This is a genomic window from Brevibacterium pityocampae (assembly GCF_039541555.1).
Classification (GTDB): domain Bacteria; phylum Actinomycetota; class Actinomycetes; order Actinomycetales; family Brevibacteriaceae; genus Brevibacterium; species Brevibacterium pityocampae.
This window is the reverse complement of sequence record NZ_BAABGL010000002.1, coordinates 307704-327323: the sequence shown is the minus strand read 5'-3', so window position 1 is coordinate 327323 and position 19620 is coordinate 307704. Positions and strand designations below refer to the sequence as shown.

The window sequence follows — 19620 nt, the reverse complement described above, 5'->3', positions numbered from 1 at the left end:
CCGGCGCCGGTGAGGGGTGAGTTCGCACGTGTGACTTCGCTCGACGGCCTGGCTTAGGATCGAAACGGTCGCAGGCCCTGCCCGCGCCCGCCGCCCGGGCCGGTCGGGAACCGCGTCCGGAACCGCCGGCGGACCGCCGCCGCGACCGCACCCGCACCCCATCAGCAGCGTCAGGATCCCAGTGAAGTACGCAGACACCGTGCTCGACCTCGTCGGCAGCACCCCCCTCGTCAAGCTCAACTCCGTGGCCTCCGGGGTCCGGGCGACCGTCCTGGCGAAGCTCGAGTACATGAACCCCAGTGGCTCGATCAAGGACCGGATCGCCGTCAGCCTCGTCGCCGACGCCGAGCGCTCCGGCAAGCTCGCCCCCGGTGGCACCATCGTGGAGCCGACCTCGGGCAACACCGGGGTGGGCCTGGCGATGGTTGCGGCGATCCGCGGCTACGACGCCGTGTTCGTCACCCCCGACAAGGTGGGCAAGGGCAAGCGGGACGTGCTCTCGGCCTACGGCGCAGAGGTCGTCGTCACCAAGACCAACGTCGCCCCCGACTCCCCCGAGTCCTACTACGGGGTGTCCGATCGCATCGCCTCCGAACGGGCCGGCGCGTTCAAGCCCGACCAGTTCTCCAACCAGGCCGGGCCCGAGGCGCACTACCGGACCACCGGGCCGGAGATCTGGAACGACACCGACGGCCGCGTCACCCACGTCGTCATGGGGCCGGGCACCGGCGGCACGATCACCGGCACCGGCCGCTACCTCCACGAGGCCTCCGAGGGGCGGGTGAAGGTCGTCGCCGCCGACCCCGCCGGATCGATCTACGCCGACCACTCCGCCGACCTCCACAGCTACTACGTCGAGGGCGTCGGCGAGGACATGATCCCCGACACCTACGACCCCTCCGTCCCCGACGGCTTCGTCACCGTCGACGACGCCGCTGCCTTCGAGATGACGCGCCGACTCGCCGTCGAGGAGGGTCTGCTCGTCGGCGGCTCGTCCGGCATGGCGGTCGTCGCCGCTCTCGAGACCGCCCGCGAACTCGACGAGGACGCGGTCGTCGTCGTCGTGCTGCCCGACTCCGGGCGCGGCTACATCGACAAGATCTTCAACGACGAGTGGATGGCCGAGCACGGCTTCACCACTGCCGCCCGCCGGGGCGGGGACGTGCTCGCTGCCCCCGGTGCCGAGGTCGAGGACTCGGAGCCCGCAGGATCCGGGCAGCCGGGTGCCGGACACGGGCAGCAGGGCGCCTCGGTCGCGGATGTCGTGACCGGGCTCGGGATCACCCCGGGCGACTATCCCTGCGTCGGTCCCGACACCCGGCTCGCGGAGGCCGTGACCGCGCTCAGCGGGGACGTGCTCCTCGTCGCGGACCCCGGGGCCGCCACCGAATTCAACGTGTTCGGGGCCTTCGAGCGCAGCGCGCTGACATCCCTGCTCCTCGACACCGATGACGTCGCCGACGTCGACACCGCGGTCGGCACACTGACCCACGCGATGATCGACCTCCCGAAGGTCGGCGTCGGCCAGCCCGCCGAGGTCCTGCGCGCCCGTCTGCTCACCGCCCCGGCCGCCCTCGTGTACGACGCCGGCCGGCCCGTCGCCCTCATCGACCGCACCGCCCTCGCCCGCTGGGCCGCCTCCCGAAAGGACCACTCGTGACCGAGAACACCACCCCCTCCTTCTCCACCAAGGCCATCCACGCCGGGCAGGAGCCGGATGCCCGGACCGGTGCGGTGATCCCTCCGCTCCACATGAGCTCGACCTACAAGCAGGACGGGGTGGGCGGATTCCGCAGCGGGTACGAGTACTCGCGCAGCGCGAATCCCACCCGCGACGCCCTGCAGGCGCAGCTCGCCGCGATCGAGGGCGGGGCGCACGCGTTCTCCTTCGCCAGCGGGCTGGCCGCGGAGGACGCCCTGCTGCGCGCGCTCACCGCTCCCGGTGACACGATCCTGCTCGGCAACGACGCCTACGGCGGCACCTTCCGCCTCATCAACGCGGTGTTCGGGCAGTGGGGCGTCAAGCACTTCGCCGTCGACCTCACGGACACGAGCACCGCGGCCGATGCGATCGCCGCCCACCGGCCCAAGGTCGTGTGGGTGGAGACGCCCACCAATCCGCTGCTCAACGTCGTCGACATCCGCGAGACCGCCCGTCTGGCCCGCGAGGCCGGGGCGATCCTCGTCGTCGACAACACCTTCGCCACCCCGTACCTGCAGAACCCGATCAGCCAGGGCGCGGACATCGTCGTGCACTCGGTGACGAAGTACCTCGGCGGTCACTCCGACGTGGTCGGCGGTGCGCTGATCCTCGCCGACGACACCCATGCGGAGGCGATCGGCTACATGCAGAACGCCGCCGGCGCAGTCTCCAGCCCGTTCGACGCCTGGCTGACGATGCGCGGCATCAAGACCCTCGCGGTGCGCGTCAAGCAGCACAGCGAGAACGCCGCCGCACTCGCCGCGGCGCTCACCGACCACCCGAAGGTCGAGACGGTCCTCTACCCCGGGCTCGAATCCCACCCCGGCCACGCGGTCGCGGCTCGCCAGATGCGTGAGGGGATGTTCGGCGGCATGATGTCGATCCAGGTGGCCGGCGGGCGCGAGGCCGCCCGGACCCTCGTCGACAGCACCAAGGTGTTCACGCTCGCGGAGTCCCTGGGCGGGATCGAGTCGCTCATCGAGTACCCCTACGACATGACCCACGCCTCGGTCCAGGGCACCGACCTCGAGGTGCCGGCGAACCTCGTGCGGCTGTCGGTGGGCATCGAGGACGTCGAGGACCTCCTCGCCGACCTCACCCAGGCGCTCGACCGCATCTGACCCTCCCCTCCCAACCGGCAATTTTCGAAGGTTTCTGGGAGCCGTTCCGCGCATCTGTGCAATGTCACGGCGCAGTTCCACAGCGACCCAGCACGATGACGCGGTGCCCCGGCCCAGTGCCACAGTGCCACGGCACGGTGATGCGGACACACGGAAATACATGGGGCGCGAGACACGGTCCCGCGCGACCTCCGACCCGGGGTGACCGCACCGCAGGACACACCGGCCAATGCCCTCTCCTGCCCTTCGGGCGCACTAGCCTGGAGGGGAGGAAAGGACGTGCATGTCGATCGTCGTCACCGGAGCTTCGGGTTTCATCGGGCGCGCCGTCGTCCAGCGTCTGCTGGAGGACGGTCGGCGCGTCGTCAGCCTGGGCCGCACCGACCCGCAGATCCCCGGTCTCGCCCACCACGCCTGGGACATCCGGGAACCCGCCGACGCCTCGGCGCTGCGCGCCCTGCCGTACCTCGAGACGGTCGTGCACTGCGCCGGGCTCGTCGACGACTGGTCGGACGCGGACGACCTCCACGCGGTCAACGTCACCGGCACCCGGCACGTGCTCGACGCGTTCCCGGACCAGCGCATCATCCACCTGTCCTCGACCGACGTCTACGACCCGCAGCGGGAGCACCATCGCCTCTACGAGGAGGCCGGCCCCGTCGCGGAGGACCGCTACCCGGAGCCCGGTCCGGCGCTGTCGAAGGCCCTCGCCGAGGCGGTGGTCCAGCGGGTGCGCCCGCAGGCCCTCGTGCTCCGCCCCGCAGTGGTCTACGGACCCGGTGACACCACGCTGTTCCCGCGACTGCGCGCCACGATCGAGAACGGCACGCTGCGGATCCCCGGCGGCGGCCGCAAGCAGATGACCCTCACCCACATCGACACCCTCACCGGGGCCGTGCTCGCCGGCATCGACCGGCCCGGCGTCTCCGGCCCGATCAACGTCGGCGACCCGAAACCCTACGTGCTCAAGGACGCGCTGCTCACCTACCTCGCCCGGACCGGCGAGGAGCAGGTCGAGCTCGACGAGGTGGCAGCCGACCTCGCGCTGGCGAAGACCTGGTACGCGGAACGGCGCGCGCGGAAGAAGGGCGGCCGCCCGCCCATCACCCGGTACACGATCCGGCAGGTCGTCCACGAGCGGACCTATGATCTCACCCGCCTCGAGCAGCAGCTCGGGTTCACCGGCGTGCAGCACCTCGCCCCGCGGCGGGCGTGACCCGGGCGGGCGTGAGCCGGGCGGGGTCGTTCAGCCGTCCGACCGGCCGGGAGCCGCTTCCGGCCCGGCTCCGCCGAACTCCTGCAGGGCATCCCCGGTGAGCCGGAAGGTGTCCCACTCGTCCTGCGGGAACGCCCCGACACTGCGGTAGAACGCGATCGAAGGTGCGTTCCACTTGAGCACCGACCATTCCACACGCGCGTATCCGCGCTCCACTGCGGTGCGGGCGAGCTGCTGGAGCAGCGCCTTGCCGGCGCCTCGGCCGCGGGCGTCCGGGCGGACGAACAGGTCCTCGAGGTAGATCCCGTGGACGCCCTCCCAGGTGGAGTAGTTGAGGAACCACAGGGCGAAGCCGTCGATCCGGTGAGCGGAGCCGGCCGGCGCCTCGGCGACGTGGGCGAAGATCGCCGGCCGCTCCCCGAACAGCTGCTCGTGCAGCGTCTCGGCGGTGAGTTTGACCGCCTCGGCGGGCTCCTTCTCGTAGATCGCGAGCTCGACGACGAGCTGCTGGATCTCCTCGACGTCGGCGGGCGCGGCGGGGCGGATGCGGGCCTGTGCCATGGGCGGCGGTCCTTCTGTGCGGGGGCGGGGAGAACAGTGGAACAGGGACGAGGGGCGCAGCGGGCGCGCGTCCTCACGAGCTCTACCGGACCCCCGGATGCCGCCGGCCCGGCCACCGGGATGCGGTCGGCCGGGCCGGCGGGTGCGGCTGGGTCCGTGGGGCTCAGAGGCCGTCGCGGTAGTGCTCGGTGCGCTCGACGTTGCCGCCGGGACCGGCCTGGGGCCCGGGCGCAGGGGTCTCGCGGTAGGTCACTTCGCTGCGACGGCGGCGCGAGGCGAGCGTGACGAACCCGAGGATGAGCGCGAGGATGCCCACGCCGATGCAGATGTAGCCGACCATGGTGAGATCCATGACGCTCCAGGCGTCCTGCACGGCGAACGCGAGGATCGCTCCGACGAGGATGAGGAAGACTCCGACTCCGAATCCCATGACTGTCTCCTGACACTGGTGATGCGGCGACCCGGACCCGGGACCGCGGACTTTCGTGCCTGCGGATCGGGCCGCCCCCGGCGGGGACAATGCGCCTTGACTGAGTGGTACGCCTTTCAAGTATTGACGACACCGGGCCCGCTGACAACAGACGCGCCGGTCGGCGGCAGGGATGAGACCGTCGATGAGATCGCAGAGAACGGCGGTTTCGCGCTCAGGAACCTTCGAAAATTGAGTGTTCAGGGGCGGGAGGTGGAGAGAACCGTGTCGAGCCAGGCGCGCGCCTCGGCGAAGGAGGCGTCCGTGGTGCGCGGGTCGACGATCACCGTGTCCCCGGCCGCCGCGGGGTAGGAGCCCAGGAACTGCATCCGCCGGGCCACCCGGTGCACGCCCATGAGCGCCTCGGCCATCCGCGCCTCCGCGATGTGCCCCTGGAGGTCGATCGAGAACTGGTAGAGGCCGAGCCCGTCCCCGGTGGGACGCGACTCGATGCGCGACATGTTGACCCCGCGTGCGGCGAACTGCTCGAGCAGCTCGAGGAGCGCACCGGCCCGATCGCTCGACAGCACCGCGACGATCGTCGTCTTGTCCGCCCCCGTGGGAGCGGGGAGGTCGGCCGGGGTGCGCACGAGCACGAACCGCGTGATCGCGTCCGCGCGGTCACCGATCCCGGCGGCGAGGACCTCCAGCCCGTAGCGCTCGGCGGCGAGGGCCGGGCAGATCGCGGCCTGGTACTCAACGTCCCCGGCGGCGAGGTCGCGCGCAGCGGCCGCGGTGGAGGAGGCGGGCAGGAAGTGCGCGTTCCCGAGGTGTTCGGAGATCCACGTGCGCGTCTGCGCCTCCCCGTGCGGGTGGGTCGCGAAGCTGCGGATGTCGGACAGCTGCGTGCCCGGGCGCACCGCGAGGACGAAGGTCACCTGCACGAGGGTCTCCGCAACGATCTGCAGCTTCCCGTTGCGGGTGAGCGCGTCGAGCGTAGCCGGCACCCCACCCTCGAGCGAGTTCTCGATCGGCACGACAGCCCCGTCGAGCTCGCCGCGGACCAGCCCGGCCAGCGCCGCCTCGGCGTTGTGCATGGGCACCCGCTCGGCGTCGGTGATGCCGCGCTCGTCGAGCAGCCGGATGAGGGCGGCCTCGGTGAAGGTCGCCTCCGGGCCGAGGTACCCGAACGCCGTCATGACGGGTTTCCGTTCCCGGCCCGCCGCCTCCGCAGCCGCCGGGTCAGCAGCGCCCGGGCGACGTCGCGGTACTGGGCGGCGCGGTGGAGCTGCGCCTTGAGGTCCTTGCCGGTGACCCGGTGGTGGAGGTCGCATTCGACCTCCTCGACGCGCAGCCCGGCGTTGATGACGTCGATCGTCATCCCGGTCTCCACGCCCCAGCCGGCCGCGAACGGCAGGGCAGCGTCGAAGGCCTCGCGGGTGAGGCAGCGCATCCCGGACAGCGGCTGGGTGGCGGTGAACCCGGCGAGCTCGCTGATGCCCCTGCGGGCGAGCCCGACGACGAGCCCGAACCCGCCGCCGGTGCGCTTCTGCGGGGGCAGGATCGCGATCGTCATGTCGGCCCGTCCCGCGAGCACCGGTGCGGTGAGCGGGGCGGTGTTGACCGCGGAGTCCTCGAGGTCGCCGTCGATGAAGAGGAGCGCGCGGTGTCGCGGCCTCTCGCCGGGTCCGAGCCCGGAGATCTCCCGGTTGCGGACGGCGAACGCGCCGGTCATCATCGCCGCCGCCTTGCCCCGGTTCTTCCGGTGGGTGACGACCCGGGCGCCGGCCGCCGTGGCGAGCGCCCCGGTGTCGTCGCGCGATCCGTCGTCGACGACGATGACGAGGTCGACCCCGGGGATCTCCTGCGCCGAGGCGACGGTCGCGGCGATGCGCTCCGCCTCGTCCTTGGCGGGGATGATCGCGGCCACCGCGACGGGCGCCTCGGGCAGCGCTCCGACGGGAGCCGCCTCGGGCGCGGGTCCGGCGGTTTCCGGGTGCGCAGGCGTCATCAGCGGATCGTGAGCTGGCGGGAGACGACGCCGGCCTTGGCGCGCCGCTCCTCGTAGTCGAGGTTCCCGGACTCGTTCATCGCCTCGGTGAGCTGGGCGTCGAAGGTGCCGAGCGGTCCCTCGACCTCGTCGGGCTGGGTGCCGTCGGGCAGCTCCCACACGGGGATCACGATGCCGTGAGCGCGGAAGCAGCCGAGGTACTTGCCGATCCCGCCGAACGTGTTGTCGCCGCGCGCGTGGAGGCGGGCGAGGCCGTTCATCACGGTCTCCTCGCCGTCGGTGCGGGCCCAGCGGACGTAGATCCGCCCGCCCATCTCGGTCCAGTAGGCGGCCTCGGCGGAGACGAGCTTCTCCGTGGGGCTGATGTTCTCGTTCGCCTGCTCGAGGGCGGCGGCGATGTCCTCGTCCTGCTGCGCGGTGTCCTCCGGCAGCCAGTAGTCGAAGGTCTCGAGCACGCTCACGGAGAACGGGACGGAGGTGTCGAGGATGTCCTGCAGGCGCGGACCCTCGCCGGGGTCGGAGTCCGCCTGCTGGTAGGTGCCGGGTTCGGCGTCCTTGACGGAGAGGATCGCCGCGGCGATGTCGCGCGAGGGGTCCGGTGAGGAGAACGGGACCTGGAGGCCTGCCATGACGACGCCGTCGGCACGGTGGAGCGCCTGCCAGGCGGCGGGGAGGAGGGAGGCGAAGATGATCTCGTCACCGCCGTACTCCTCGGTGAGCTTCGCGGTCGCGGTCGCGGCGGGCACGAGCTCGCGCAGGCACACGAGGTCGGCCTCGAACGGCAGGCCCTCGAAGGGCCGCTGCACGAACGCCCCGGCCTGCGCCTTGGCCAGCCGCTTGGCGATGAGTTCTTCCTTGGACTTCTTGGACTTCTTACCCATGAGGTGCAGTCTACTGGGGCGAGTCAGTCCGACCGAGGCGACCCGGCGGAGTACTGCGCGGAGAGGCCCTCCCAGCCGACCTCCATCGCGTCCGCCCCGACGACCCGCTCGACGTCGACGCCGCGCAGCCGGAGGCTCAGCACGGCGAAGCACACGTGCCAGCCGGCGGCGGTCATCGCCGCCTCGGCGTCGGTGGCGAAGTCCTGCCCGAGGCCGAGGGTGCACCCGTCCGGGCGCTCGACGATCGTCCAGGTGACGAGGCCGCCACCCCAGCGGTGGCTGAGATGGTGGGGTGCGTCTGCGGTGATGACCGTCGCGTCGACGGGGTCGTCACCGGGGTTCTCGCGGGATTCTGCCGCACCGACGGAGTCGAGCGGCCGGTCCGGCACGATCGGCGACCACTGCGCGAGGAGCCCGGGGTCGGTGAGGTGGGCCCACACCTCGGCCGGGGTGGCGGTGAGCTCGAGGGTCTGGGCGAGCGCGAACGCCGGACCGGTGCGGTCCCCGGCCGTGATCAGCTCGGTGCGCAGCTGGAGCCCGTCGATCGCCTCGGCGACGCGGGTCCGGGTGGTGTCGGTGATCATGATGGGCCTTCCCTTCGACGACACCGCCAGCGTACCGGGCCGGGCCGTCCGGGACCCGCGCCCTTCAGCCGCGGGTGACGGTCGTGCGCACCGGCACCGGGTTCTCGATGATGTCGAGGACGGGGCAGTTGGCGTCGACGGCGGCGCGCAGCACCTCGTAGCGCTCCTGGGTCTCCTCACCGCTGAGGGTGATTTGGATGCGGACCTCGGAGAAGCCCGGGCGCACCGAGTCGTCGGCACCGAGCAGGCGGGCGGCATCGAGATCGGCCTCGGCGGTGACGGCGATCTCGTCGAACGGGATGCCGAGAGTCTGGGCGTAGAGCCGGTAGACCACGACCTGGCAGCCGGCGAGCGCGCCGAGCACGTAGTCGACCGGGCTCGGCCCGGCGTCGTCCCCGGCGAGGGCCGCGGGTTCGTCGACGATGAACGCGTGCCGTCCGGCGCGCACGGTGGTCGCGACGGTGCCGACGCCGGCTGCGGTCGCGCGGCTGGTGAGGTGGGCGCTCGTGCGGTCGGCGGCGATGCGCTCGCTCCACTCCTGCCCGGCGCGGGTCAGGCGCTCGGCGCGCTCGGCGGCGGAGGTCGTGGGGACGGTGGTCGGGTGGGCCGTCTGGGCGGCCGGTGCTGTTGTCGTCATGGTGTGGATTCTCGCCGCCGAGGCGCGAGCGGGGTCGGAGTCCCGTCGTCTCCCGTCATCCGGCGTCACCGGATGTCATGTCCGGGCACGGCCGCTGCCGGCGGGGCGTGCTTCAGGGTGTGGGCGGTCTGACCGGGACCGGACGCACCGGTGGGCCCAGCCGGGTGTCGAATCGAGTGCTCGCCAACCGCCGCTCGGTGGCCGCCACGAGATCGAGGACTTCTGAGGCGATGTATGCGCGTCGGCGCTTGCCGATCGCTCGGGTCTCGAGGATTCCAGCGGCCTCGAGTTCGTCGAGCGCCTTGACCGCGGCTGCCGCGGTCACGTCATGGATCCGCTGCACGGTCGCCGGTGTGAGCACCGGCGACCCCGGAAGGTCCCGGAGCACGAGCGTCACGGCCGAATCGCTGCGCAGTCGGCGAGTCCTGCCTTCACGCCGACGGTGCCCGTCCAGGCGCTCGTTCCACTGTCCGCGCAGGTCGTCGAGGTCCTCGGCGAAGCTCAGAGCCTGGGTGCTCGCTTCGATCACCGCGTCGGCGAAGGTGGTGATCCACCGCTCCACGGCTTCGATGGCGTCGGAGGAACCGGGTGCACCGGCATGGCGGTAGGCGGTCAGCCCAGCGACGTACGCTCCGCTGAGCGTCGACAGCACGAGGCTGACCGGCAGCACTGCCCCGGAGGTCAGTCCGCGCCGGGCGAGCACCGTGTGGATGAGAGCACGTCCCACTCGACCGTTGCCGTCGGCGAAGGGATGGATCGTCTCGAACTGCGCATGGACGAGCGCCGCCTGGATGACTGGGGAGTGAGCCGCCCCGTTGAGGTAGGTGACCCAATCGTCGAGCAGTCCGTGCACGCGCTGCGGCGCGGGGGGCACGAAGTCGGCGTCGAGCGGGTGATGGTCCGATCCGCCGATCCAGTTCTGGCGCGTCCGCACCCCGTGCATCCGGTGTGCATCCGGGAGCAGCGCGCGCTGCAGGCTGACCACGTCGTCGATCTGCACCATCGGTGCGGCGACGAGAGCCGTGGTCGCGGACTTCACGATCGTCATATTGTTCGCGACGAGCTGCGCCTGCTCGCTGATCCCCGAGACATCCTCGGACAGACCGAGCTCCGCGAGCGCGACGTTCCGCGGATTCGGCGCGATCCCCTCGATGCGCGAGGAAGCGATCGCCTCCGAGCGCAGCAGGTACCGCGAGACTCCGGCCAGGTCCGCTCCGGCGCGCCGGTCGAGCCGGCGCACGGCCTGTTCGGCCTCGGCCACACGTGCGTCGACCTCGCGACCGAGGACGAGCGGCATGCCCACGAGCGTGTCGGGCAGGTAGGTGCGGAAGCTCCCGGTCTTCCGGTCGCGCCGCGAGATGCCCGAAGTCTCAGCGGCGACCCATTCGGCCGACTCCCAGATTCCCATGTAGCTCCTAAAGTGAACGCTCGACCCCTACTTGTTGAGTTTAAGCCTTAAAGTAAGCAACCAAAAGGTCGCAGACCGGCAGACCGCCCCCGCGCCCACCATCTGTTCCGCCCCGTCACAGCTCCGGCTGGGACCTCAGGTACCGCCCGAAGTGGGGCACGGTGAAGGCGATGCGGCCGCGCTCGGCGGAGAACACGAGACCCTTCTTGATGAGGCCGTCGCGCGCCGGGGACAGGGACTGCGGCTTGCGGCCGAGGTGCTCGGCGAGGTCCTTCGTCGCGACCCCGGCCGGGTCCGGTACGACGCCCTCGCGGACCTCGAGATCGGCGAGCCCCTTCATGTACTCCCGCTCGGCCGGGGTTGCCCGCTCGTAGCGGGAACCGAAGAAGCCGACGGCGAGCTCGTTCTGCGCCGCGGGTGCGGCGACGGTGATGTCCTCGGCGGTGATCGGGGACTTCGGGGCGACGTCCCAGGCCGCCTTGCCGTAGGCCTGCACGAAGTAGGGGTACCCGTCGGTCGCCTCGTAGAGGGCGGCGAGCGCCTCGGCGGTGAAGTCCGCGCCCTCGTCGAGCGCCGGGGTGCGCAGTGCACGATCCGCCTGCTCCCGGTCGAGCCGGTCGATGCGCCGGTAGTGGAACAGCCGCTCGGAGTACGACTTCGACGCCGAGAGCACCGCCGGCAGGTGCGGCAGCCCGGCGCCGACGACGACGAACGGCAGTCCGAGCTGGGAGATCTCGTGGCAGGCGGCGCACAGCGCGGACACGTCGGCCGGCTGCACGTCCTGCATCTCGTCGATGAAGATCGCCACCCCCTTGCCGCCGTCCTGCGCGAGCCCGGCGATGTCGGTGAACAGCTCGACGAGGTCGATCTCGATGTCACCGGAGTCCGCGCGTCCGGTCACCGCCGGGGCGTCGATGCCCGGCTGCCACTTGTCGCGGAGCTTGGCGTCGGCACCGGCGCTGCGCTGGGCGAAGGCCTTGAGGATGCCGAGGACGTGGTTGCGGGAGTCCTCGTCGCGGATCCCGAGCTCGCGCACCGCCTGGTGGAGTGCGGCGGACAGCGGCCGGCGCAGCTCGGAGTCCGGGCGCGCCTCGATCTTGCCGGTCCCCCACCGGGACCGCACCGCCGAGGAGCGCAGGCTGTTGAGGAGCACCGTCTTGCCGACGCCGCGCAATCCGGTGAGCACGAGGGAGCGCTCGGGCCGGCCGCGGGCGATCCGCTCGAGCACGACCTGGAACATGTCGAGCTCGGTGTCGCGGCCGGCGAGCTCCGGCGGGCGCTGGCCGGCGCCGGGGGCGTAGGGGTTGCGAATCGGGTCCATGGCCTCACGGTACCGGCCTCTAGCCCGCTCTAGCCCCAGCGACATACGAGGCCGGGCCGCCGGATGCGGCTGCTCCGCGGACGGGCCTTCCTCCCCGGACGGGCCTCCCTCCCTGGATGCAGCTGTTCCTCCGAACAGCAACCCGAGATCGCTGTCTCAGCCGGGATCGCCGGAGATTCGATCGCTCGGGAGAGAAACGCTCGCATCGACGGGCTCGACGAGCGGTGCCGGGGCGAGGCGATACTGTGGCGGGCATGGCGATCCTCTACCCCGGACTGCACAACGATGCGGTCAAGAAGCGGCACGTGCGCTGGGCGCAGACCCTCGTCGATGCCGGGTTCTCCTTCGACCTCCTCGTCGACAAGGGGCGCGAGGAGACCGCCGCGCTCATCCGCGAGGCGCTCGACACTCCCGGCGGGCAGCCCGACTCCACCGGCGCACGGTCCGACACCCCCGGTGCGCAGCCCGACTCCGCCGCGCCCACCGGCTTCGCGCTCGAGCCGCAGGACACGGGGCTCGTCGTCCGCGACGCCTCCGGCACCCTCGCCGGCGCCCTCGTCCTCACCGCGGTGAGCTACGACAACGGCACCGCCCTCTTCGTCCGGGCGCTCGCCACGGCACCGGGGTTCCGCTCCCGCGGGATCGCCACTGTGCTGCTCGGGCTCGCCCCGCAGGTGCTCGGGCAGGCCGGACTGCCCACCCGCGCGCTCCTCACCGGTGCCGCTCCCGAGGCGCTCGCCGGGTTCGTGCACCGCGCCGGGTTCGTCGTCCTCGAGAACGGCGACGAGCCGCCCTTCACCTTCGGCGGGATCGAGGACGAGCTGCTCGCCTCCTCGGCGACGATCCCGGGCGACCGCTGCTGGTTCTTCAAGGAGGTCGCATGACCCGGCCGGCCGCCGGACCGGCGGGGGCGCGCTGATGCCCGAGGGCCATACGATCCACCGCCTCGCCTCGGCGTTCGAGGACGGCTTCCTCGGCGCGCGGCTCGCACTGTCGAGCCCACAGGGCCGGTTCGCCGCCGGGGCCGCCCGGCTCACCGGGCAGATCCTCGTGAGCGCGGAGGCCGTGGGCAAGCATCTGTTCCTCGGCTTCGCCCCGGAGGAACGCGCGCTCGACGACGGCACGGCGGAGTCCTACGTCCACGTCCATCTGGGCCTCTACGGCTCGTGGACCTTCGCGGGGGATCAGGAGTTCTCCCGGGTCCACGCGATCGGCGCCCCGCGCAGGCGCCTCGGCGAGCAGGAGAGCACCCCGGGCACCGGCGCCGGGCCCGCGGGCGAGCATTCGTGGCGGCACCTCGCGCCCGGGGAGAACGTCCGGCTGCGGGTCGTCGGCCCGCACGGGCTCGCCGACCTCACCGGGCCGACCGCCTGCGCCGTGCTCGAACCCGCCGAGCGGCAGGCGATCATCGACCGCCTGGGACCCGACCCGCTGCGCGCCGATGCGGACCCGCGCGTGTTCGTCGAACGGGTGCGGCGGTCGCGGACGGCGATCGGCACCCAGCTGATGAATCAGGCCGTGGTCGCCGGGATCGGCAACATCTACCGCGCCGAGCTCCTGTTCCGCGCCCGCCTGGACCCGTTCGTGCCCGGCACCGAGCTCACCGCGGGGATCGTGCGCGGCCTGTGGGACGACCTCGTGCCGCTCATCGGCTACGGCGCGCGCACCGGGCGGATCGTCACCACCGAGCCCGAGCACCGCGACATCCACCCGATCATCCGGGAGCGCTCGCGCGGCACCCGGCAGAACGGGGACGACGACCCCGATGTCGTCCCGCGCGAGAAGTCCTTCTACGTCTACCACCGGCAGGGGCTGCCCTGCCGCCTGTGCGACACCCCGGTGCGCGACGCGACCGTCTCAGGCCGCGCCGTCTACTGGTGCCCCCGCTGCCAGACCGCGCGGAAGCGCCGCGCCTCCTGGGACCGCGGGACCTGTTTGGACTGAGCGCACCGGCTCGACCGAGCGCAACGACACGACCGAACGCACCGGAGTGGGAATAGACCCGGCCGGTCGGCCGTTGGTCCACTCGGCCCCACCCGCCGGTCATCCGCACGGCCCGGCCCCGGATCCGAGCCAGAACCCGAGCCCGAAGCGTCCTGCTGCCGCGCATCACCGGCGCACTTCACCCGTCACCCCACCCGCGCGCGTCGATCGATGTGCGCGTCGCCCCCGGAGGAGGATCCATGGCCGCCCGCCTCGCCGTGTTCGCGCTCGCGATCGGCGCCTTCGGCATCGGCACCGCAGAGTTCGCCACCATGGGTCTGCTCCCGCAGATCGCCGCCGGCTTCGACGCGAGCCTGCCCGAAGCCGGCCACGCGGTCTCGCTCTACGCGCTCGGCGTGGTCGTCGGCGCGCCGCTCATCACGGTGCTCGGGGCGAAGGTGGACCGGCGGCGGCTGCTGCTCGGCCTCATGGTCGTCTTCGTCCTCGGGAGCATCGGTTCCACGCTCGCGCCGAGCCTCGGCGCGCTGCTCGGATCGCGGTTCCTCACCGGCCTGCCGCACGGCGCGTTCCTCGGTGTCGCCGGGATCGTCGCCGCGTCGCTGGCGCGCCCGGAGCGCCGGGGCACCGCGATGGCCCGGGTGATGCTCGGGCTCACCGTGTCGAACATCGTCGGCGTCCCCGCCGCGGCTGCCCTCGGAGCGGCGTTCGGCTGGCGCGTCGCCTACGCCCTCGTGGCCGCGATCGGCCTCGTCACCCTGCTCGCGATCCTCGCCCTCGTCCCCACCACCGCACCCGCGGCCGCCCCGTCGATGCGCGGAGAGCTCCGCACCCTCAAGCGCCGGCAGGTGATCCTCACACTCATCGCGGGCTCCGTGGGCTTCGGCGGGATGTTCGCCGTCTACACCTACATCGCGCCGACGATGACGGATCTCACCGGCATCCCCGCGGCGGGCGTCCCCTGGGTGCTCGTGTGCTTCGGCGTCGGGATGACCGCCGGCTCGCTCATCGTCGGGCCGCTCGTCGACCGCTCGATCGAACGCACCGCGCTGCTCGGGATCGGCGGCCTCGGCATCGTCCTCCTCGCCTTCGGCGCGCTCGCGCACCTCGTCTGGGCGGCGATCGCGTGCGTGGCGCTGCTCGGCATCTGCGGATCGATCTTCACCACCGCGCTCCAGGTCCGGCTGCTCCGCGACTCCCGCGACGCCCCCTCCCTCGCCGCGGCCATGAATCACGCCGCCTTCAACCTCGCGAACGCCATCGGGGCGTTCCTCGGCGGCGTCGTCATCGAAGCCGGCCTGGGACTGCGCGCGCCGGCGCTCACCGGTGCCGGACTCACCGCCATCGGCCTGGTGGTGACCGCGGCGGCGGTGGTCACCCACGCACGGTCCCGCAGCCGCTCGGTCATCGACCTCTCCGGGCCGGGCTCCCCGTCGGCGGGCACACCGGCCGCCGGCACCTCGACTGCGGACGCCCCGGCCGGCCGCACCCCGGCAGCGGGCGCCTCGACCGGTCGCGCCCCGGCTCCGGGCGCCGGAGATCCCCGCGGGTCCGCGCCCGCCGATTGACGCGGGGGCCACCCATGGGTGAAGGTAGTAAACAATCGTTCGAACCGTGTTCAAAGGCTGAGCCCGGTCCACGACACCCCCATCGCACCGGGAACAGAGGAGAGTCATGACCCGTCGATTCGAGAACACCGTCGCCATCGTCACCGGAGCCTCGCGCGGCATCGGCCTGGGCATCGCCCAGCGCCTCGTCGACGAGGGCGCCAAGGTCGCCATCACCGCCCGCGGCCAGGAGGCACTCGACACCGCCGTCGAGGCGCTCGGCGGCCCCGAGCACGCGCTCGCCGTCGCCGGCAAGGCCGACCGGCCCGAGCACCAGGACGAGGTCATCGCGAAGGTCACCGAGACCTTCGGCCCCATCGACATCCTCGTCAACAACACCGGCATCAACCCGGTCTACGGACCCATGATCGATCTCGACCTCGGCGCGGCCCGCAAGGTGTTCGAGGTCAACGACATGTCCGCTCTGTCGTGGACCCAGAAGGTCTACCGGGCGTCCTTCGCCGAGCGCGGCGGTCGCGTGCTCAACGTCGCCTCCGTCGCCGGCCTCGGCCAGCCGGAGAACATCGGCTTCTACGGCTCCTCGAAGGCCATGCTCATCCACATCACCAGGCAGCTCGCGATGGAGCTCGGCCCGGACGTGCGCGTCAACGCCGTGGCACCGGCCGTCGTCAAGACGAAATTCGCCGAGGCGCTCTACGCGAAGGACGAGGAGGGCGTGGCCGCCGGCTACCCGATGAAGCGCCTGGGCACCCCGGAGGACATCGCGGCCGCCGCGGCGTTCCTCCTGTCCGAGGAGGCGAGCTGGATCACCGGCCAGGTCCTCGTGCTCGACGGCGGCAAGGGCCTCATCGGCGGGGTGTGACACCGCCCGGACCCCGCAACGGCCACCGCGAAGGCCGCCTCACCGATGGGTGGGGCGGCCCTTCTCGTGCTCCGATTCCGCTCCCCGGTCACGGGAACCGCTAGCGTGGAGCCATCATGTCTCTCCTCCGCACGATCGCCCTGGCCACCGCAGCGATGTCCACCGCCGTGCTGGGCGGGTGCGCGCTCGGCGGCGACCGGGCCCCGGAGGACCTCGACCTGTCGCTGTACACGGCGGCGCTGATCGGCTCCGCGGTGGAGAGCGCCGAAGGCGGATCCGAGTACTCCCTGCTCACGGTCCGGCCGGACGGCTCGCTCGACCGCTTCGATCTGGGCAGGGACGACGCCGAGCTCGAGGTGCAGGGCGAGAGCCTAGTGCTCCGCAGCGGCCGGATCGTCACCCGGTACGGGACGGACCCGGTGACCGAGCGGCTGGGGAGCTTCGGCGACGGCGGGGGCGGCCACCTGCTCGGTCGGGAGGATTCGACGACGGTCGTCCGTGCGGGAGGGAAGGGCACCGAGGTCGTCGAGATCGGCGACACCGGGGTCACCACCCGCGCCGAGATCGATGGCAGGCCGGTGGCGTCGGCCGTCTGCGGTGGCACCACAGCGGTGCTCACCGGGTCGGACTCCAGTGATGACGACGGGCATCTCTGGACAGTCCGCGAGGGCAGGGCCGAGCAGCTCGACGCGCCCATCGAACCGGGGATCCTCGAGGGCCGCACCGGGGACCACCCCTGCATCGACGGGACGATGGTCCTCACCGAGCGCGTCCACCCCGACGAGGGACTGGGGCACGGAATCCGACTCCGCGCGATCGACACCGCCGACGGCACAGTCACGGAGCGCGTGGTCGACTCCGCCGGCGACGGGTTCCTCGGCTGGGGCGAACCGCGCGGAGCAGTCGAAGGCGGGACCGGCGGCGCGGTCGTCTGGCTCGATCAGACCGGAGCGTTCGAGCAGGTGCCGATCGACGCGATCGACGGCAGCCCGGAGCCGGTGGCGGCCCGCATGCTCGACGGCGACTTCACCCCGGACACCGTTCACGGCGCCTGGATCGACGGCACCGAGGCGGTGATCGTCCATCAGGCGGAATCCGTCGCACAGCGCGACGCCGGCTCCCCGGTCCCGCAGCTCGAGTTCGTCGACCTCACCGACCCCGGGTCGAGCACCCGCCTGACGGTGTTCGAGGAGCTCTCCGACTTCACCTTCCGCGGCGAGAACGCTCTCGTCCTCGACGCCGTCCGGCTGCCCTGACCCGCACCGCCCCGGAGGTCGGCATCACTCCCCCGCGGCGGCCTCCGCGACGACGGTGAGGATCGCCTCGCCGTACTCGGCACGCTTCTTCAGGCCCACCCCGCTCACGGTGCCGAGCGCACCGATCAAGGTCGGCCGGGCTTCGACGATGCCGACGAGCGTGGCGTCGGAGAACACCATGTAGGGCGGGATCTTCTTCTCCCGCGCGGTCTCCGTGCGCCAGTCGCGCAGCGCCTCGAACAGCTCCCTGTCCGCACCCTCCAGCCCGTCCGCCGCCGAGGCGCGGGCCCCTCCCGCACCGCTCGCACTGCGGGAGCGGCGGGACGCCCGGGCCGGCTCCGGGTCGTCGCGCAGATGCACGATCTCCTCCCCGCGCAGCACCCCGGTGGCGCGGGGTCCGGGCACCAGCACGTTGTACTCACCGGCCGCGGCGACGATGTCGGCGGCCATGAGCTGCCGGATGACGGTCCGCCACTGCTTCTCGGACAGCTCCGCGCCCACGCCCCAGACGCTGAGCTCCTCGTGCCGGGACTGCGCGGAGCGCGGGTTGTCGCGGCCGAGCAGCACGTCGATGACCTGGCCGGAGCCGAACTGCTGGCCGCGTTCGCGGTCGAGCCGGATGAGCGCGGACAGGAGCTTCTGCGCGGCGATCGTCGCCTCCCAGGTGCGCGGCGGGTTCAGGCAGGTGTCGCAGTTGCCGCACGGCTCGGACTCCTGTCCGAAGTAGCGCAGCAGCTGGACGCGGCGGCAGTCGACGGTCTCGCACAGGGCGAGCATCGCGTCGAGGTGGGCGCGCTGGCTGCGCTGGAACTCTGCCGAGCCCTCCCCGGAGTCGATGAGCCGCCGCTGGTTGACGACGTCGCCGAGCCCGTAGGCCATCCAGGCGGTCGCGGCGAGGCCGTCACGCCCGGCTCGCCCGGTCTCCTGGTAGTAGCCCTCGATCGATTTCGGCAGGTCGAGGTGGGCGACGAACCGGACGTCGGGTTTGTCGATGCCCATCCCGAACGCGATCGTCGCGACCATGACGATGCCGTCCTCGTGGAGGAACCGCGCCTGGTTCGCCGCGCGGTCGGCGGCGTCCATGCCCGCGTGGTAGGGCAGGGCCGGGATCCCGCGGGCGTCGAGCGCCTGCGCGACGGCGTCGACGCTCTTGCGCGACAGGCAGTAGACGATCCCGGCCTCGCCGGAGTGCTCACCGGCGATGAAGTCCATGAGCTGCTTGCGCGCCTGGTCCTTGGGCACGATCCGGTACTGGATGTTCGGCCGGTCGAAGCTCGACACGAAGTGCCGGGCCCGGCCCATCCGGAGGCGCTCGGTGAGCTCCTCGTGGGTGGCGCGGGTGGCGGTCGCGGTGAGCGCGATCCTCGGGATCTGCGGGAACTCCTCGGCGAGGAGGGACAGCCCCAGGTAGTCGCGCCGGAAGTCGTGCCCCCATTGGGAGACGCAGTGGGCCTCGTCGATGGCGAACAGCGACACGTGCCCGCGCCGGAGCAGGGCGCGGGTGCGTTCGAGGACGAGCCGCTCCGGGGCCATGTAGAGGAGGTCGAGCTCGCCGGCCTCGAACGCCGCCTCGACGGCGCGCGCCTCGTCGACGTCGAGCGAGGAGTTGAGGAACGCCGCCCGGATGCCGAGCGATTCGAGCGCGGCGACCTGGTCGGCCATGAGGGCGATGAGCGGGGAGACGACGATCCCGGTGCCCGGGCGCAGCAGCGAGGGGATCTGGTAGCACAGCGACTTGCCGCCGCCGGTGGGCATGAGGACGACTGCGTCCCCACCGCCAGCGACGTGGTCGATGATTGCACCCTGGTCGCCGCGGAAGGAGTCGTAGCCGAAGACCTCGGAGAGGATCCGCAGCGCCTCCGGGGAGCCGGCGGGAGCCGAGTCCGACTCGCCGGGCCCTCCCCCGGGCGGGTCGTCCACCGTCACCCAGGCGCCCGCCGACTCCCCCGCACCCGCTCCCGGGTCACCAGGCGCGGGGTCATCGGTGGACATCGTGTCCGCGTCGGACATGACAGACTCGCCGGGCACCTCGGGTTCACCGACGGCCGTCGGCGGTGCCTGTTCGAAGGGTGGTGCTGGGGTGGGGTGGGGGTGCGCGGCCTCGTCCATGCTTCCAGCCTACGGGTCGCCGCGGACACCCCG

At 72.2% G+C, this 19620-nt stretch carries 18 protein-coding genes; 8 read left to right on the top strand and 10 right to left on the bottom strand.

Annotation, left to right across the window (positions count from 1 at the left end; all coding sequences use genetic code 11):
- Positions 1–181: 181 nt before the first annotated feature.
- The 3 genes from ABD883_RS01815 to ABD883_RS01805 all read left to right on the top strand — a co-directional run bounded on the left by ABD883_RS01815 (position 182) and on the right by ABD883_RS01805 (position 4039).
- Complete coding sequence (locus ABD883_RS01815) at positions 182–1660, top strand: pyridoxal-phosphate dependent enzyme (RefSeq protein ID WP_345029358.1); 1479 nt, start codon at positions 182–184, stop codon at positions 1658–1660.
- Positions 1657–2823, top strand: a complete 1167-nt coding sequence (locus ABD883_RS01810) for a cystathionine gamma-synthase (protein WP_345029356.1) — start codon at positions 1657–1659, stop codon at positions 2821–2823. Before ABD883_RS01815 ends, ABD883_RS01810 begins: the two co-directional genes overlap by 4 nt.
- 283 nt (positions 2824–3106) lie before the next feature.
- Positions 3107–4039, top strand: coding sequence for an NAD-dependent epimerase/dehydratase family protein (locus ABD883_RS01805; protein WP_345029354.1), 933 nt, complete (start codon positions 3107–3109; stop codon positions 4037–4039).
- A 30-nt stretch (positions 4040–4069) separates the two neighbouring features.
- Here the strand turns inward: ABD883_RS01805 and ABD883_RS01800 are convergent, their stop codons facing one another.
- From ABD883_RS01800 to ABD883_RS01760, 9 genes are all read right to left on the bottom strand, one after another.
- A complete protein-coding gene (locus tag ABD883_RS01800) occupies positions 4070–4600 on the bottom strand; it encodes a GNAT family N-acetyltransferase (RefSeq protein WP_247618947.1) in 531 nt (176 codons plus the stop codon).
- Between the two features lie 163 nt (positions 4601–4763).
- Positions 4764–5030 (bottom strand): DUF6458 family protein, encoded by a 267-nt coding sequence (locus ABD883_RS01795; RefSeq protein ID WP_345029351.1) that lies wholly within the window; start codon positions 5028–5030, stop codon positions 4764–4766.
- A 239-nt stretch (positions 5031–5269) separates the two neighbouring features.
- A complete protein-coding gene (pheA, locus tag ABD883_RS01790; RefSeq protein WP_345029349.1) occupies positions 5270–6208 on the bottom strand; it encodes a prephenate dehydratase in 939 nt (312 codons plus the stop codon).
- The gene (locus ABD883_RS01785; protein WP_247618950.1) at positions 6205–7020 is read right to left on the bottom strand and encodes a glycosyltransferase family 2 protein; all 816 of its coding nucleotides are present in this window, start codon (positions 7018–7020) and stop codon (positions 6205–6207) included. Before ABD883_RS01785 ends, pheA begins: the two co-directional genes overlap by 4 nt.
- Positions 7020–7901 carry a DUF5926 family protein gene (locus tag ABD883_RS01780; RefSeq protein WP_247618951.1) on the bottom strand — a complete coding sequence of 294 codons (882 nt, stop codon included), beginning with the start codon at positions 7899–7901 and terminating at the stop codon, positions 7020–7022. Before ABD883_RS01780 ends, ABD883_RS01785 begins: the two co-directional genes overlap by 1 nt.
- A gap of 23 nt (positions 7902–7924) precedes the next feature.
- Entirely contained in the window at positions 7925–8485 is a 561-nt protein-coding gene (locus ABD883_RS01775) for an SRPBCC family protein (RefSeq protein WP_345029346.1), read from the bottom strand.
- Between the two features lie 64 nt (positions 8486–8549).
- Positions 8550–9122, bottom strand: a complete 573-nt coding sequence (locus tag ABD883_RS01770; protein ID WP_137318712.1) for an OsmC family protein — start codon at positions 9120–9122, stop codon at positions 8550–8552.
- Positions 9123–9234: 112 nt separating this feature from the next.
- Entirely contained in the window at positions 9235–10530 is a 1296-nt protein-coding gene (locus tag ABD883_RS01765) for a Fic family protein (RefSeq protein WP_295689949.1), read from the bottom strand.
- Between the two features lie 115 nt (positions 10531–10645).
- Positions 10646–11851: an ATP-binding protein gene (locus ABD883_RS01760; RefSeq protein ID WP_295689946.1), complete on the bottom strand. Its 1206-nt coding sequence runs from the start codon at positions 11849–11851 to the stop codon at positions 10646–10648.
- A 254-nt stretch (positions 11852–12105) separates the two neighbouring features.
- Between ABD883_RS01760 and ABD883_RS01755 the strand changes: the two genes are divergently transcribed.
- From ABD883_RS01755 to ABD883_RS01735, 5 genes are all read left to right on the top strand, one after another.
- The gene (locus ABD883_RS01755; protein ID WP_345029339.1) at positions 12106–12735 is read left to right on the top strand and encodes a GNAT family N-acetyltransferase; all 630 of its coding nucleotides are present in this window, start codon (positions 12106–12108) and stop codon (positions 12733–12735) included.
- Between the two features lie 34 nt (positions 12736–12769).
- Positions 12770–13795, top strand: coding sequence for an Fpg/Nei family DNA glycosylase (locus tag ABD883_RS01750; RefSeq protein ID WP_345029338.1), 1026 nt, complete (start codon positions 12770–12772; stop codon positions 13793–13795).
- A gap of 239 nt (positions 13796–14034) precedes the next feature.
- Positions 14035–15360 (top strand): MFS transporter, encoded by a 1326-nt coding sequence (locus tag ABD883_RS01745; protein WP_345029337.1) that lies wholly within the window; start codon positions 14035–14037, stop codon positions 15358–15360.
- Positions 15361–15466: 106 nt separating this feature from the next.
- Positions 15467–16222 carry an SDR family oxidoreductase gene (locus ABD883_RS01740; protein WP_137318707.1) on the top strand — a complete coding sequence of 252 codons (756 nt, stop codon included), beginning with the start codon at positions 15467–15469 and terminating at the stop codon, positions 16220–16222.
- Positions 16223–16338: 116 nt separating this feature from the next.
- Positions 16339–17478, top strand: coding sequence for a hypothetical protein (locus ABD883_RS01735; RefSeq protein WP_345029335.1), 1140 nt, complete (start codon positions 16339–16341; stop codon positions 17476–17478).
- Positions 17479–17502: 24 nt separating this feature from the next.
- On the opposite strand, the gene recQ is transcribed toward ABD883_RS01735, so the two are convergent.
- Positions 17503–19587 (bottom strand): DNA helicase RecQ, encoded by a 2085-nt coding sequence (gene recQ, locus ABD883_RS01730; RefSeq protein ID WP_345029334.1) that lies wholly within the window; start codon positions 19585–19587, stop codon positions 17503–17505.
- Between the last annotated feature and the right edge of the window lie 33 nt (positions 19588–19620).